This window comes from Rhizobium sp. BR 362 (assembly GCF_036528765.1).
Lineage (GTDB): Bacteria > Pseudomonadota > Alphaproteobacteria > Rhizobiales > Rhizobiaceae > Rhizobium.
Map to the genome: position 1 here is coordinate 38,969 of NZ_JARWGH010000012.1, position 15,058 is coordinate 54,026.

The 15,058-nt window shown below is 58.9% G+C and carries 17 protein-coding genes and 1 pseudogene; 8 read left to right on the top strand and 10 right to left on the bottom strand.

The window, feature by feature from the left end; genetic code table 11:
• The first annotated feature begins 15 nt into the window (after positions 1–15).
• The 3 genes from nuoE to nuoG are packed head-to-tail and all read left to right on the top strand — an operon-like array spanning position 16 to position 4,420.
• On the top strand, positions 16–528 hold the full coding sequence (gene nuoE, locus QDY28_RS16935; protein ID WP_331382838.1) for an NADH-quinone oxidoreductase subunit NuoE: 513 nt from the start codon (positions 16–18) through the stop codon (positions 526–528).
• Positions 529–530: 2 nt separating this feature from the next.
• Positions 531–1,796 (top strand): NADH-quinone oxidoreductase subunit NuoF, encoded by a 1,266-nt coding sequence (gene nuoF, locus QDY28_RS16940; RefSeq protein ID WP_331382839.1) that lies wholly within the window; start codon positions 531–533, stop codon positions 1,794–1,796.
• Between the two features lie 32 nt (positions 1,797–1,828).
• Positions 1,829–4,420, top strand: a complete 2,592-nt coding sequence (gene nuoG, locus QDY28_RS16945; protein ID WP_331382840.1) for an NADH-quinone oxidoreductase subunit NuoG — start codon at positions 1,829–1,831, stop codon at positions 4,418–4,420.
• Between the two features lie 51 nt (positions 4,421–4,471).
• On the opposite strand, the gene QDY28_RS16950 is transcribed toward nuoG, so the two are convergent.
• The 4 genes from QDY28_RS16950 to QDY28_RS16965 all read right to left on the bottom strand — a co-directional run bounded on the left by QDY28_RS16950 (position 4,472) and on the right by QDY28_RS16965 (position 7,381).
• A complete protein-coding gene (locus tag QDY28_RS16950) occupies positions 4,472–4,912 on the bottom strand; it encodes a CBS domain-containing protein (protein ID WP_331382841.1) in 441 nt (146 codons plus the stop codon).
• Between the two features lie 42 nt (positions 4,913–4,954).
• Positions 4,955–5,488 (bottom strand): NADH-quinone oxidoreductase subunit I, encoded by a 534-nt coding sequence (locus tag QDY28_RS16955; protein WP_331382922.1) that lies wholly within the window; start codon positions 5,486–5,488, stop codon positions 4,955–4,957.
• Positions 5,489–5,550: 62 nt separating this feature from the next.
• Complete coding sequence (gene nuoH / locus QDY28_RS16960) at positions 5,551–6,537, bottom strand: NADH-quinone oxidoreductase subunit NuoH (RefSeq protein WP_331382842.1); 987 nt, start codon at positions 6,535–6,537, stop codon at positions 5,551–5,553.
• 535 nt (positions 6,538–7,072) lie between these two features.
• Complete coding sequence (locus tag QDY28_RS16965; protein WP_331382843.1) at positions 7,073–7,381, bottom strand: PepSY domain-containing protein; 309 nt, start codon at positions 7,379–7,381, stop codon at positions 7,073–7,075.
• 356 nt (positions 7,382–7,737) lie between these two features.
• Between QDY28_RS16965 and QDY28_RS16970 the strand changes: the two genes are divergently transcribed.
• Both QDY28_RS16970 and QDY28_RS16975 read left to right on the top strand, forming a co-directional pair.
• Positions 7,738–8,127, top strand: a complete 390-nt coding sequence (locus tag QDY28_RS16970; RefSeq protein WP_331382844.1) for a cupredoxin domain-containing protein — start codon at positions 7,738–7,740, stop codon at positions 8,125–8,127.
• A gap of 11 nt (positions 8,128–8,138) precedes the next feature.
• Positions 8,139–8,963, top strand: a complete 825-nt coding sequence (locus QDY28_RS16975; protein WP_331382845.1) for an FTR1 family iron permease — start codon at positions 8,139–8,141, stop codon at positions 8,961–8,963.
• 151 nt (positions 8,964–9,114) lie between these two features.
• On the opposite strand, the gene QDY28_RS16980 is transcribed toward QDY28_RS16975, so the two are convergent.
• From QDY28_RS16980 to QDY28_RS16995, 4 genes are all read right to left on the bottom strand, one after another.
• Entirely contained in the window at positions 9,115–9,528 is a 414-nt protein-coding gene (locus QDY28_RS16980; RefSeq protein WP_331382846.1) for a curlin, read from the bottom strand.
• Between the two features lie 171 nt (positions 9,529–9,699).
• Positions 9,700–10,101: a curli-like amyloid fiber formation chaperone CsgH gene (csgH, locus tag QDY28_RS16985; protein ID WP_331382847.1), complete on the bottom strand. Its 402-nt coding sequence runs from the start codon at positions 10,099–10,101 to the stop codon at positions 9,700–9,702.
• A 69-nt stretch (positions 10,102–10,170) separates the two neighbouring features.
• Complete coding sequence (locus QDY28_RS16990) at positions 10,171–10,608, bottom strand: curlin (protein ID WP_331382848.1); 438 nt, start codon at positions 10,606–10,608, stop codon at positions 10,171–10,173.
• Between the two features lie 255 nt (positions 10,609–10,863).
• Entirely contained in the window at positions 10,864–12,213 is a 1,350-nt protein-coding gene (locus tag QDY28_RS16995) for a hypothetical protein (protein ID WP_331382849.1), read from the bottom strand.
• Between the two features lie 323 nt (positions 12,214–12,536).
• On the opposite strand from QDY28_RS16995, the gene QDY28_RS17000 reads away from it, so the two are divergent.
• Genes QDY28_RS17000 through QDY28_RS17010 form a run of 3 tightly spaced genes read left to right on the top strand, consistent with a single transcriptional unit; the run spans position 12,537 to position 13,592 of the window.
• Entirely contained in the window at positions 12,537–12,728 is a 192-nt protein-coding gene (locus QDY28_RS17000) for a hypothetical protein (protein ID WP_331382925.1), read from the top strand.
• Positions 12,729–12,757: 29 nt separating this feature from the next.
• The gene (locus QDY28_RS17005) at positions 12,758–13,120 is read left to right on the top strand and encodes an ArsR/SmtB family transcription factor (RefSeq protein WP_331382850.1); all 363 of its coding nucleotides are present in this window, start codon (positions 12,758–12,760) and stop codon (positions 13,118–13,120) included.
• Positions 13,101–13,592, top strand: a complete 492-nt coding sequence (locus QDY28_RS17010) for an SRPBCC family protein (RefSeq protein ID WP_331382851.1) — start codon at positions 13,101–13,103, stop codon at positions 13,590–13,592. The genes QDY28_RS17005 and QDY28_RS17010 overlap by 20 nt, the downstream gene beginning before the upstream one ends.
• Before the next feature lie 126 nt (positions 13,593–13,718).
• On the opposite strand, the pseudogene QDY28_RS17015 reads toward QDY28_RS17010, so the two are convergent.
• Positions 13,719–13,877 (bottom strand): annotated as a pseudogene (locus QDY28_RS17015) (electron transfer flavoprotein subunit beta/FixA family protein); the annotation flags it as partial.
• On the bottom strand, positions 13,874–15,046 hold the full coding sequence (locus QDY28_RS17020) for a CaiB/BaiF CoA transferase family protein (RefSeq protein ID WP_331382852.1): 1,173 nt from the start codon (positions 15,044–15,046) through the stop codon (positions 13,874–13,876). The pseudogene QDY28_RS17015 and the gene QDY28_RS17020, both read right to left, overlap by 4 nt.
• Positions 15,047–15,058 lie beyond the last annotated feature (12 nt).

A 15,058-nucleotide genomic window follows, 5' to 3' on the forward strand; every position in this document is an offset into this window, starting at 1 on the left:
AGGAATTTGGACGCGATGACCATGCGCGAAAAGATCGAAGAAGCGGCAGTGAGGTATCCCGACCGGCGCTCGGCCATCATGCCCGCGCTTCTGATCGCTCAGAGGGAACATGGCCATCTGCCCGGCCCGGTGCTGGAAGAGGTTGCAGACATTCTCGGCGTCGAGCGGATCTGGGTCTACGAACTGGCGACCTTCTACACCCACTTCCATACCGAGCCGGTAGGGATGTTCCACCTGCAGCTCTGCGACAATGTTTCCTGCATGCTATGCGGATCCGAGAACCTGCTGACGTATCTGGAAGCGGTGCTGGGGATCAAGAAGGGCGATACCACTCCGGACGGGCTGTTCACGCTTTCGACGGTCGAATGCCTCGGCGCTTGTGAGATGGCTCCGACGATGCAGGTCGGCGACGACTATCACGGAAACCTCGACATCGCGAGGATTGATGCACTCTTGAACCGCCTTCGGGCGGTAGAGGGGCGGGCAGCGAGCATTGAGCACGCCTCTGTGCGGCCGCCGGGAGCCTAGTCATGTTCGAGCCGGTTCTTCTCAAGAATATCGGAGTGCCCGACGGCCATTTGCTCTCGACCTATGAGGCTGAAGGCGGCTATCAGGCGCTGGCAAAAGTGCTCAACGAGCATACGCCCGAAGAGATCGTCGAGCTCGTCAAGAAATCCAACCTGCGTGGTCGCGGCGGTGCTGGATTCCCTACAGGCATGAAATGGAGCTTCGTGCCGAAGCGGGCCGATAAGCCGAAATATCTGTGCTGCAACGCCGATGAGGGCGAACCGGGTACCTTCAAGGACCGGATCATCATGGAGCGCGACCCGCATCAGCTCATCGAGGGGCTGGCGGTAAGCGCCTACGCAATTGGAGCCGAGACGGCCTATGTCTATATTCGCGGAGAATATGTAACGGCGATACGGCGCTTGGAGCAAGCGATCGCCGAAGCTCATGAAAAGCACTACCTCGGAAGAGGCATTTTGGGCTCGGACTTCAATTTCACCATACACATCCACTGCGGAGCGGGGGCCTATATTTGCGGCGAGGAGACTGCAATGCTCGAGTCGCTCGAGGGCAAGCGGGCTCAGCCGCGATTGAAACCGCCATTTCCCGCTGTTGCCGGGCTCTATGCCAGCCCGACCGTCATCAACAATGTCGAGACGCTGGTCTGCGTGCCGCATATCGTTATGCGGGGGGCTGATTGGTTCCGTGACACCGGCCCGGAGAAGAGCCCCGGCCCGAAGCTCTACTGCCTCAGCGGACAGGTGCGCAAACCCGGCCTTTACGAGTTACCGATGGGCATACCGCTGCGCGAACTGGTCGAGGACCACGCCGGTGGGGCGCTGCCCGGGCGCAAGATCAAGGCGGTGATCCCCGGCGGCGTCTCGGCGCCGCTGATCCCCGAGCGAGGTCTGGACGTCGGAATGGATTTTGACTCGCTGGCGGCTGTCGGCTCGATGCTGGGCTCCGCCGGGGTGATCGTGATCGACGACTCAACCTGCGTGGTCAAGGTCGCCACCAGGATCATCGAGTTCTTCCACCACGAGTCCTGCGGCAAGTGTACGCCTTGCCGCGAGGGGTTGAACTGGGTCGTGAAGGTGCTGCGCCGCATTGAGGCCGGAGAGGGCGCACCGGGCGACCTCGAACAGCTAAAGGCGCTCTGCAAGGGCATTTTCGGCAATACATTCTGTGCTCTAGGCGACGGCGCGGCCATGGGGCTGCGGGCGGCGCTGGAGCATTTCGAATCTGAATTCGTCGCCCATATCGAGGAGCGGAGGTGCCCGTTTCACTGAGGTGCGCGTTGGGTGAGAGGCGTGAGGAAGCCATGGTTAGCATTACGATCGACACACAAACGCTGGAAGTTGAGGCTGGCTCGACAGTGCTGCAGGCCGCCCAGCGTTTGGGCATCGACATCCCGACTTTCTGCTATCTGAAGCGCCTGCCCGCGCTCGCCTCCTGCCGCATGTGTCTGGTCGAGATCGAGGGGCTGCGGCGGCTGCAGCCGTCCTGCGCCACCGTGGTCACCGACGGCATGGTGGTACGGACGAACACGCCGCTCATCGAGGAAACGCGCTCGTCCATGCTCGACATGTTGCTTGCCAATCACCCACTCGATTGCCCGATCTGCGACAAGGGCGGCGAATGCGAGCTTCAGAACATGGTGATGGCCTACGGGCCCCGCGAAAGCCGATTCCGCGACGAAAAGCGCGTATTCCACTCTGAAGACATCCGTCTCAGCCCCGTGGTCATCATGAACGTCAACCGATGCATCCAGTGTCAGCGATGCGTCCGGATGTGTGAGGAGGTCGTCGGCGCGGTCGCGCTCGGCACCGTCGAAAAAGGCATGGACACCGCCGTCACCGGTTTCGAGGGCAGTCTCGCGAGTTGCGATCAATGCGGCAATTGCATCGAGGTTTGCCCGGTCGGCGCGCTGATGAGCTTCCCCTATCGCTACAAGGCGCGGCCCTGGGACCTGGTGGAGACCGATACTGTCTGCCCACATTGCGGCACGGGTTGCCAGCTAACGGTGGGCAGGCGTAAGGGCGAGTTCATGCGGGTCCGCTCCAAGTGGGATCAGGGGCTCAACCGCGAAACGCTCTGCGTGCGGGGACGCTTCGGTCTGGATTTCGTCTCGAGCCTGGACCGGATCAAGCGGCCGATGATCCGTCGTGACGGCGCCCTGATCCCGGTTTCCTGGGACGAAGCGGGGGACTATTTGCGCCGGCGGCTGTCTGTTGTCGAGAACAAAGCTGCCGGTGGGCTGGCCTCGCCGCGTTTGCCGAACGAAGTGCTTTATCAATTCCAGAAGCTGATGCGGACGGTGTTCCGGACCAACAACATTGACTGTTCGACGCGCTGGTCCACTCCCTTCGATATACTCGGTCCGTTGGTGACAAGCTTTTACAGCCGCGCGCCGCTCTACGAAGTGATCGGCAACGACTGCGTGCTCATCATTGGCGGCAATGTCACGGAGGAGAACCCCGTCACTGAATACATGCTGCGGGACAGCGCGCGGCGGCGCCATGCTGCATTGCTCATGCTCTCGGCGCGGCCATCCCGTCTCGACGCCGATGCCCGGGTGGTTGTTCGCGCTCCCCCCGCCGGGGAAGCAGCGAGCCTCGCGGCGGTGGCAGCCGGGCTCGTGGCCGCCGCTGACCAGACCTTGCTGGGTAACGCTTTGGCAGATATCAGCGCAAAAATCGGCAGGCCGGGAGCGAGTACCGGCAAGGATGGGCCGGATCGCCTGGCCGCAGCGCTCAATAAAGGCCGCAGCGTTACTGTGCTCGTCAGCGTTGAGCTGCTGAGATCACCCGAAGCGCGGGCGACGCTGCAACAGCTCAACAACCTGATGCGGGTTCTCCACCTGCTCGGCAAGAACCCTGCGATGCAATTCCTTTTCGACCGTGCCAATCAGATGGGCGCCTGGGACATGGGAGTTCTGCCGGCGGCTCTGCCCGGACTGCGGGCGGTCACCGATGATCCGGCGCGCGCAACTCTCGCAGGCAAGTGGGGTGCCGAAATCCCGTCTGAACCCGGCGCTGGTCTCGACGCCATGCTGGAGCGCTGCGTCGGTGGGGAGATGGGCGCACTCTATATCGCCGGAGCCGACCCGCTGATCGCCTATCCGGACAGAGATTTCGTCACGCGAGCGCTTGGCTCCGCCGATCTCCTGATTGTGCAGGACACATTCCTCACGGATACGGCGGGCCTGGCAGAGGTCGTTCTACCGGCGGCGGGTTACGGTGAGGAATCCGGCACCTTCACCAACAACGAGGGCCGTATCCAAACAGTCCGCAAATTTCGCGAACCCGCCTTCGAAGCGCGAGGCAATCTGGCGATCTTCGACTTCGTCGCAGCGCTCCGCAACCAAGCGCTGCAGCCATCGATGCAAGGCGAAGTTTTTGCCGAAATTAGCCAACTCATTCCCGCCTACCAGGGGCTGACACAGCACGGGCTTGGCGCCGATGGCGCGTTCACCAAGGCGGTCCCAGCGCTATCGACTGATGACTTCTTCGTGTCGCCTGCTGCACCGAAAGCAGCCGACCGGCTCATGCTCATCACCGGCGACTGCTTATTCCACAACGGATATCTCTCCGAGCGCTCGGAGATCCTGAATACGGTCGCAGATGACCCCTATGTCGAGATGAGCGCGCAGGACGCCGCGCAACTCGGCCTTTCGGATCGTGATCTGGTCACCGTGCGGTCTGCTCGGGGCGAACTGACGGCAAAGCTGAAGGTCAACAGGCACTTTCCCGAAGGCCTCGTATTTGTTCCCGAAAACTACAGAGTCCTGCGTCTCAACACGCTGATGCGGCGGGGCGAATATCCATGCCCCGTCGATGTTCGAAAGGCGCACGCGGCCCTCGAGGTTCCCACGGTCGCCGGCGTCGCGGCGGGACCGGAGAGTCTGCGTTGAGGGATCCTCGCTGACAGATTGGTCCCGCCTCTGGACATCAGGCCGGGGCCATCAGTGGTAACCGGTCCCGGCAATGTATTCGTGCAGCGCCTGCTCGTTGCGCATCGATTCGTCGAGCCGGTGCTTGACCACGTCGCCGATGCTCACCACGCCGATAGGGGTGCTGCCTTCCATGACCAGCACATGGCGCGTGCGCCGTTTGGTCATGATCGCCATCACATAGGGCAGCAGATCCTCTGTCGTACAGGTCGCTACTTTGCGGTTCATGATATCGGCGACCCGCATCATGGGTGCTTCGGTTCCGTATTCAGCCACTGCGTTGCAGCAGTCACGCTCGGACAGCGTGCCCAGGCATTCCCCGGGCTTACGGCCTACGACCACGAAGCCGATGTTGTTGTCCCGAAACAGCCGCAGAACCTCAACCATCGGCCGATCTGGTCTGATCGAGATGAGCTCGGGCGATTTGGTTTTCAAGATTTGGCAAACATGCATCTGAGCCTCCTGTCTGCACGCTCCGGCTTCACGCAAGCGCCTTCACGTTCGCCGGATATTCCGCCACCAGTTGTAGCCCTGCGGTTCACTGGTCTCGACCCGGACGTCCTGTCCGGTGTTCAGGCGCGCAGCGACTACGCCGCCGCCGGTTGTCGCCTTGCCCGGCTTGCCGAGCAGATCCTCGCGTCCGATCACCAGGTCACGGGAGGAAAAACTCGAGAATTCGTATTGCTGGCCAAGTGCGATCGCGTCCGCGGGGCAGGCGTCCTCGCAAAGCCCGCAAAACAGGCATCGGGCCGTGTCGATCTCGAATTTTGCCGGGTGACGATTGCCCTTCGCATCCTCGTAGGGAATGACTTCGATGCAGTCGCATGGACAAATGCGCGCGCAGAGTTCGCACGCCACGCATTTGATCTCGCCCTCATCGTCGCGCGTCAGAAAGTGGTGGCCGCGGTAGCGCGAATAGGGCAACCATTTTTCTTTGTCAGGATATTGCATGGTCACGGATTTGGAGAACATGTAGCGGAAGGTCAAAGCCAAACCGCTCACCAGATCGGCGAAGAATGCCCAGCCGATCCATGTTCCAAATCTGTCCTGCGCGCGACATTGTCGCCTCGCTGCGGAGCCCGCTGTGGCTCCTAAAAGAAAACAATACCACTAATAATTATGTTCGCGATCGACAGAGGAAGCAAGACTTTCCATCCGATCGCCATCAGTTGGTCGTAGCGGTAGCGGGGGAAGGTGAAGCGGAACCATATAAACAAATAGACGAAAAACGCGACCTTGAGCAGAAACCAGAGGAGCGGCGGCAAGGGGATCAATATGCCGTTCCAGCCGCCGAAGAACAGGATCACCACCAGGACTGACACCAGCAGTACGATTGCATATTCGCTGACCATGAAGAATGCGAAGCGGATGCCGCTGTATTCGGTATGGAAACCGGCCCCCAGATCGCCTTCCGCTTCCGCCAAATCGAAGGGAATGCGCTGCGCTTCGGCGAGACCGGCGACAAAGAACACGAAGAAGCCGATCGGTTGATAGACGATGTTCCATACATCGGCTTGCGCTCGCACGATCTCGAGCAGACTCATGGAGTGCGCCAGCATCACCACGCCAATGACCGAAAATCCCATCGGGATCTCGTAGCTGATCATCTGCGCGCACGTCCTGAGGCTACCCAGGACAGCATATTTGCTGTTAGCGGCCCAGCCGCCGAAGATGACGCCATAGACCTCGATCCCGATGACGGCGAAGACGAAAAGGATCGCAACGTTCATGTTGGAGACATAAAGCGTAATCTTGGCGCCAAGGACCGAGACATTTTCGCCAAAGGGGATCGCGGCGAACACCACAAAGGGTGGGACGAGCGCCAGGATTGGCGCCAGTTTGAACAGAAAGCGGTCAGCCTCGGCCGGAATGTGGTCTTCCTTGGTTAAGAGCTTGATCCCGTCTGCCATCGGCTGCAGCAGCCCGTGCCAACCCACACGCATCGGGCCCATTCGCTGCTGCATGTGACCGGCGATTTTGCGTTCCAGCCAGGTCAGGGGCAAGGGCAGCAGCAGAAGGATCGCAATCAGAAAGGCGACCTTGAAGACAATCAGGCCAAGGGCGACGATAAGTTCCATATCCGCGGCTACTTATTCACGGGTTGAAACGCGATCGGCTTCGGCTCGGCTACAGCTCGAGCACGCTGCGCCTATCGGTACTATAGAGTACAACGGCGAAGCACCTCATACAATGCCATTGCACCGGCGATGCCTGTGACGAGCGAGCTGTCAATTATCGTCCGAAATCACAATGCCAAACGCACCACGGGGATGTGACGTTATCTCTGTACAACTCAGACGCGGAAATCGTCGTCGGTTGAGATCTTCGATCAAATCTCGAGGGCAGGTCCGCCATTCTGTTGTTGCGACTGGATTTGATGGTGGCTCATTGAACCGATGGCTGCCTTCACTGAGAAGATCAGAAGGTACGCTGCAATCGCGCGCGCAGTTTTTGAGGCGGTAAAGATTTGGACATTCAGGCTGCCAGTCGGTCGCTTCTGCGGCGGGCGATGGTGCGGAAAGCTGCGAACAAACACACGAGCCGTTGTCACCGAATGAACCCGAAATCGACGATGTTTGCGGCACGAGCCGTTACATCGGCAAGCGCCTATCCCTATTCAACCGAGAGAACTCGACCCGTTTGCCGATCAATCACGACTTTTATGTCGTCATCATCGCGATCCACACCGCGTATGATGAAAACATTTGCTCTTCGAGTGACGCTATCCACGTCCTGCAAGCCTTCGCGGCGTGCTATGCGAACCGCTTGGCGCTCAGTAATACCCATGTCGCGAGGCGGCGGCTCAAGGCCGGGATTAACACGCACACCGCCAGGACCGATCTCAATGCTTTGTGAGAATGAGGGAGTTGCTGACATAACGGTTACTGCTGCAATTGCCGCTATGGCAAAAACCTTCAACATTGGGCCATCCGAGAAACCAAACAGTGATGTACTCCCTTCGCTCTTTCAGGGAGAATAATCAAGGGCTCGATTTGGTCGTTGATGGACCCGTCTGTGCCGGGGTGGCGATATACCGCCTAACCACGAGATTTTTCGCATGTCGGGAATGTCCCGCAGGCGGAAAAGATTTCTTGGATTTGTATGGGCTCTTCTTGGTGAGAATGATTTGAGCGTTGCCGATATTCGGCACGTTCGCAAGCGCTGGGCAGCGTCGTGCTATTCCGTGCTGTCGTCCGAGCCGTCCCGTCCCGGGCGCACTCGCCGGCAGAGCTCCTGCGGGTCGGGATAGAAAAGGGAGGCGAATTCACTATCGGAGCATGCGATGGCCAGGGTCGCATCTACGCGGGCCAAGTCGTTCGGTCAACTCGATCCAGAGGCTTAGGGCGAAAATCACCACCCTGGCACTTATGGCCGCCGCGTTGACCTGGCCAGTCCACGCTGAAACACAGACAATCGAGATCACGCTGAAGGGAACGACCTTCTCCCCGGCCGAGGTGAAGATTCCGGTGGGCCAGAACGTCGTGGTGAAATTCAAGAATTTGAATGCCGCTCCCGCGGAGATCGAGTCCAAGCCGCTGAAGATCGAAAAGGTTGTCCAGGGCGGTGGTGACATTACGGCGAATGTGAAGGCGAAATCCGCCGGCAAGTTCCTCTTCGTCGATGAGTTTCACGAAGACGTTGCCAAGGGATATTTCATCGCCGAGTAAGGATTGCAGCCATGTCGGCCGCGTTGATTATTGTTTTCCGGGAAATCATTGAAGCCGGTCTGGTGATCGGAATTGTGGCCGCCGTCACGCGCGGGGTCGCCGGCCGGGCGCTCTGGATCATGGCCGGCGTTCTGGCCGGCGTCCTTGGTAGCTGCATCGTGGCGTTGTTTACAGGTACAATCGCCGCGGCCTTTGCGGGCTCGGGGCAGGAACTGCTCAATGCAGGCATCCTCGTCTTGGCCGTTCTCATGCTCGCTTGGCATAACATCTGGATGGCTCAGCACGGCAGGGAACTTGTAGATCAACTCAAGTCCGTCGGCAAATCGGTTGCCACCGGCTCGAAGAGCCTGGCAGCACTCGCTGTTGTGGTTGGGGTGGCTGTCTTGCGAGAAGGGGCCGAGGTAGTCCTTTTTCTTTATGGCATTTTCGTTAGCGGTAACGAGGCACCTGTCTCCCTGGCGATTGGGAGTGTCTTGGGGCTCTGCCTCGGCGCTGCCTTGAGCTATTTGACCTTCCGCGGACTGGTGCGCATTCCGCCGAAGCATATTTTCCGCGTGACGGGAATCATGGTCACACTGCTGGCGGCAGGCATGGCGGCACAGGCCGTCGGCTTTCTGGAATCCGCCAATCTCGTCACCTGGTTGGACGGCACGGTATGGGACACGTCGGGCGCCCTGGCGGAGGCAAGCATCGTCGGTCGGATACTGCACACGCTGATCGGCTATATGGAACAGCCTACCTTGCTGCAGGTGATTACCTATTTTGCGACCGTCGTTATCATTACCGGCCTGTCGCGAAGGATTCAGGAAATCAAAGCCCCAGTCCCGTCAGCATGATAGCCATTGGAATTGACGATCGCGCGACGCATCACTGCGGGCGTTCGCGCTGGCGACGACGCCGGCGTCGCTCAGTTTAAAATAGGAAATGCCGCTGCTTATCGGCATTTTAAACAACGCGATAATTTTTCTCGATTCCGCTGTACTGTCGCTACCAACCATAGCTGAAGGTAGCGCCGCTCCTGCCATCACCATCCTGCACCACATCGGCGCTGGTTTCTTTTCCGTATTGGAAAATGCCGTAAGCATCGTCGTTGCCGTTCTGCTGCAAAGTTGCCGAGTGACCGTTGCCCTGTTGCTGGATAATGCCAAGATTGCCGCGGCCGTTCTGAGCCATGCCGGCAACATTGCCATGGCCGGACTGCCGGATATCGCCATCGCGCAGGCCGCGATACAGCGAGTAAAAACGGAGACCGGTCGCAAAGATACCAGCATCTTCGGTGTTGGCCGGAGCTAAGCTTACGGAGATCCGGCCGCCCGCATGGGCCGGTACGGACATAGCCGCCTGGCCGATGCTGCCGGCAAGAAGAGTGGCGGTAATGATCTTGAACATTTTGCGGGTCATCCTAGTCTCCATTTTCCGGCTGTCCTCAAGCCAATGGCCAACCCTCGCATTTTGCGGCTGAACCCAATCGGAATTCCCTGTTCAGTTATCATTCAGTCGTGTCGGCAGGGGTTGACACCACAAAGGGCGCCGGAAACCCGGCGCCCTTTGTGGTGGATTTTGCGAATACGGTCAGTTCGCCTCGTCGATCCGCCGCGCACACCGGACGGTGTTGTCGCCAGCGGTGATATCAAGCGTGGCGTCGTAGGCGCCGGCTTTGGAGCGGAGCGAGACGGAGCCGAGTGTGACGGCGCGTCCTGGAGTGGCATCGAAGGCTCCGCTCTGATCGATATTGGAACCGCCTGCACTTCCGGCACTCTTCACATGGAAAGTGTAGTTGCCGCTGACGCGCTTGTCAGCCCGGGCAAGCGCCTCCAAAGTGACCATGCCTGCCTCCGGCGTGGCGCGGATCTCGCAACGCAGGCCCCCTCCGGATTGATCGGTCGCGACCATGGCCGCCAGTGCGCCGGCGGGGAGGAGGACCAAAGCGAACGCCGCAATAAGACGGCGCGGATGATTGACGACATGTGGCATGGTTCGTCTCCTTGACGTTCCGTCGCCGCGACTACGGTTTCTTCTGGCCGCGTCGCCGGTGGTTGTCGGTTACGGGCAGGCCTGAACGAAGGCAGCGACATTACCGCTGCCGCCCTGGCTGACATTGGCGTTGCAGCCATGCCCCACCTGAACGCCGGCGGCGATATTGCCGTTGCCGTCCTGTGTGAGGATGGTGGCATGGTTGGAACCGAACTGGCCTATGCCGGCAACATTGCGGTCGCCATTTTGATAGGTGGCGCCGTAGTTGCCGTCGCCTTCCTGGCCGACGGCAGAAAGGTTGTGGCGACCATATTGCTGGCCCACCATCCTGTTGTAACCGCCATTCTGATAGACCCTGATCCGGTTTCTGAACCCTTCCTGGGCGCCGCCGGCCGAGTTAGCCCAGCCATATTGGTCGATGTGTACATCGTTGGCCATGGCGGGGGCGGCGGTAGCAACGCCGACGAGAGCAACGAATGCGGTTGCGATGAAAGAATTGCGGATCATGACTGCGTCTCCTTTAGCAGACGGGACCGGTTGAACATCTTCTTTTTAGAAGCTGTCGTTGGAACCGATGCTGAAGACATCATTCAGTTGTGGTTCATTCAGGAGGATCGGTGCCACCACACTCTCGGCGCGAGGACTTCCATCTTAGTTCAGGCCCTCGTCGCACATCGATGCAGCCGCTTCCTATTCAGCGAATGCACTTCCACCCACCAGAAAACAAACAGGCGAGTACATCGCAGCTTCATCGTGGCGCGGTTAAATCGACTTCAGATATTCGATCAGCTCACCTTTTTCCTGATCGGTCAGCTTAAGGTCGAGGTGACGGTCGTAATGGTCTACGACGTCCTGGAGGGTGGCGAACCGGCCGTCGTGGTAAAACCCGCCTTTGTGGACCTTTTCCGCATCCCACAATGCACGAAGAGGCGCCGTCCGGTAGCGCTCGTCTGGAGAACGCATCGCCTGGAAGTCGTCGATCCCTATCTCCTCCGCCTTGTGCAAGTTCCATCCGGGCTCGGTGAAGATCGGCGGCACGTGGCAGGTGGCGCATTTTGCCTTGTCGTTGAAAAGGGCTTTTCCTTTTTCTGCGGCGGCACTGTCGAAAGCGCCTTCTGGCGGCTTCGGCGCCGTCAGCGCAAGCTGGTAGAACTGAAGCGCTGGCAGCTTGGGGGTAATCCGGTCCTCCTTATGCTGCTTATGGCCCTGCTTCGTCCTGGCGGCGACTGGATATTTTTTGGCGTCGTCCAGACGCGGATCGTAGAACACCCCTTTTCCGTGCATTTCCAGATTGCCGACATAAGCATTCCAGTAGCTTACCGTGCCCCATGCCCCCGTCCATGTATGGTTGTTCACACCCGCCAGCCCGAACGCTGGAGGATTGAGCGTGGCGGCGGTCTTGCCGTCCGGCCGGAATGCCTTGCCGTCGAGATTGAGCTCCGCATTGAATTTGCCGGGACCCCAAGCAGAGAGCGCTTTTTTCACCTCTTCTTCGCTGAGATGCAGCATGTCGGTAAAGGCGGTGAGATCGGGCGCCAAGCTGACGATTGCGCCAATGTTGAGATCACGGTTGGGCCAGCCGTCGAGACGGTTCCCGATTCCGGGTGCATACGTGTCGTCAACTGTCGAATGGCACAAAGAGCACTGGATGCCGACTGACCTCAGCGTCTTGCCATCCTCGCTAAAGAAACCCGTCACGCCAACGACCGCATTGGACTTGAGTAGAACGAGGGTGCTTGCCGGATCCTTGAGATCAACCTCGCCCTTGTTCAGTGCCTCGGTTACCTTCTTGGGAAGTGCGCTCACATCGACCTTCAAACCCAATTCAAGAGCCTTTTCAGGACTGAGGCCCGGCCCGACGCCGCCGGCCTTTTCGCCCGCAATCGCCTCGTGAAGCTTGAGCTTGCCGCCCCAAAAGTCTTCGCTGCCAAATGTGTCGAAGCGGAACGTCTCCCGTCCTTCTTTGAGATACCGCTTCGCCTGCTCGGCTACCGAAGCCTCGAAATCCTTGCCACTTGTTCCCTGCTTGCTCATTTGAGCAGCGGCCGGAATGAGGGCTGTCGACAGCATAAGTGAAAGAAATAAAGCAGAAACCGGCCCACGTCTTTGCATGACACGTTCCTCCCGAGAACCGTGTGTCAATCGGCGGTCATGTGGATTTTCGCGGGTCGTCAGGCGAAGCGCAAAACCGACCGAATATTCGCGAACGATAATGTTACGCTGATTCCGAGTATGGGCATGTGACCGGCGCCGACATGCGCAAAAGTATCGGCGACTTTGCCAAACGTCCGGCCGCCCGCGATCGTCCGGCGACCTTGTCGTCGTGACGCGCCTGGCCATCAAGGTGCTACGAATTTGCGCATAGGAAGCAGGGAGAAAAATGCCGCAAGACACTCGGCATGCCGCTCTTTGAAGAGAGCGCCATGTAGGTTGCCATGGTTTGCGCCGACCTTACCGACCGCGAGGTTGATCAGCTCCGCAAATCGATGGCGACCTTCAAGTTCACCGGCGGAATGTCGAAATTCAAGACCAAACTCTTCCGGAATGGTCAGTCGGCACATGACGAACGATTAGAAGGTCTGCTGCGAGCCGATCACGTAAACGGCCGGTCTCTGCCGCTTGCGTGAGACCGATTGGCGTGTAGATACTGAACCATATGGTTCAGTTTTCGACAGCTCGCCTTAATGCCTCTTTTGCCGCGCTCTCCGACGCCACTCGACGTGGCGTTCTGGAGCAACTCGGGAGTGCGGATGCTTCGATCACGGAGCTTGCAGAGAAGTTCCACATGACCCTTACGGGCATGAAGAAGCATGTCGGCCTTTTGGAGCAGGCGGGGCTGGTTACGACCAAGAAGGTGGGACGTGTGCGGACCTGTAGGCTCAGCCTAGGCGGGCTCGATGAAGAGGCGGCCTGGATCGAAGCGCGCCGCCAGATCTGGAACGCACGCTTCGACGCACTGGACGAAGTCGTTGAAGCCTTGAAACGGAAGGAGAAAATCGATGGGCAACAGAGCGAGTGACGGCCGCACAGCAGTCGAACGGAGGTCCGAGCGCGAACTCGTGGTGACCCGCACTTTCAACGGCCCGGTTCGCCTCGTGTTTGACGCGTGGACCAAGCCCGAATTGTTCAAGCTGTGGTGGGCGCCGAAATCGAGCGGCGTACCCCTGCTTTCCTGCGAGATGGATGTTCGCACCGGGGGCGGTTATCGCATCACGTTCGGGCGCGACGCTTCGAACTCCATGGCCTTCTTCGGTAAGTATATCGAAGTCTCGCCGCCTTCGCGCCTCGTCTGGACCAATGACGAAAGGAATGACGGCGCCGTCACGACCGTCACCTTCAAGGAAGAGGACGGCAGGACGTTGCTCGTCCTGCAAGAGGTCTATCCATCGAAAGAAGCGCTCGACCAGTCTTTCGTCGGCATGGAAGACGCTATGCCCGAGCAGTTCGGTCAATTGGACGAACTTCTTATCACCCTGGGTGCCGGCGTGTGACAGTCACCATCTTCACCTCTATCGGCAATGCCTCTAAACGGCAGAGGGCAGGGGCGATGTGTGGAATTTCTTGTCCTATTTCGAGTCGCCGGAAGCGGTCGGCAGTTCGAGTCCCTTCAACTGATTGCCGGCTTCCTTCAGCCGCAGCGCTTCCTCGGCCGAAATCTCGTCGAACGGGTTCATCGACATCTTCACATTCGCAAGCTCGACACCCGAACCATCCGGCTTCACACGGATCTTCACGTTGTAATCAACCACCCGCTTCACCGGGACGAGAATCTTCATGGAATCCTTCCTTTAACATCATCGCCAAGACCGAGTTCGGCCAAGATCTCCGCAGTGTGCTCACCCAACCTGGGCGATCGGCGGGACGGGTTGAATGAGGCTCCCGAGAATCTGATCGGCACTCGTAGGCCTGGCACGCCATCGAGTTCGACGAGCATCTGGCGATGACGGAACTGCTCGTCGGCAAACAAGTCGCCAACCGTATTGATCGGCCCAGCCGGCACGGTGGCTTTTTCGAGCGCTTCTAAAAGAGTGTCTCGGGTCCACAAAGTCGTCTTTGTGGCTAACGTTCGCTCAAGAAGAAGCCGATTCTGGACACGTTGAGCGTTTGTCGCGAACGCTTCGCTACCAGGCAGCTCAGGCATGGCCAACACTTGGCACAAGCGGGAGAATTGGCCGTCGTTTCCACAGGCGACGATGATATAGCCATCAGCAACTGGAAAGGTCTGATACGGCGCAATATTCGGATGGGTATTACCCATGCGCTTCGGCGTAACTCCCGAAGCCAAGAAATTCATGCCTTGATTGGCCAATACCGCAGCCATGCAGTCGAAAAGCGCCATGTCGATGTGTTGGCCACAACCGCTGCTTTCGCGTGCGGCCAGAGCAGCCTGAATAGCGATGACGCCGTAAAGGCCCGTAAAGATGTCGGCGAACGCGACACCCACTTTTTGCGGCGATCCGTCGGGCTCTCCTGTCAAATCCATGATGCCGCTCATGCCTTGGATCATGAAGTCATAACCTGGCCGGTGCGCATATGGGCCAGTTTGGCCGAAGCCGGTCACGGAGCAATAGATCAAGCGCGGATGAGTCGATCGGAGGCTCTCGTAATCGAGGGCGAACTTCCTTAACCCTCCGACCTTAAAGTTCTCAATGACTATATCGGCGGACGCGATGAGCGCACGAACAGCTCTCATGTCATCGTCTGAGTTGAAATCCGCAATCATCGATCTTTTGCCCCGATTGCACGCGTGAAAATAGGCGGCCGAACGCTTGCCTTCGCCTTCGTCGATGTAAGGCGGGCCCCAATGGCGGGTGTCGTCACCATTCGGACTTTCGATTTTGACGACATCGGCCCCCAATTCTGCCAGGGTTTGGCCGATCCACGGGCCTGCCAGAATGCGAGCAAGTTCCACAACCTTCAGTCCGGCGAGCGGTGCTTGCGACATTGTATTTTCCTC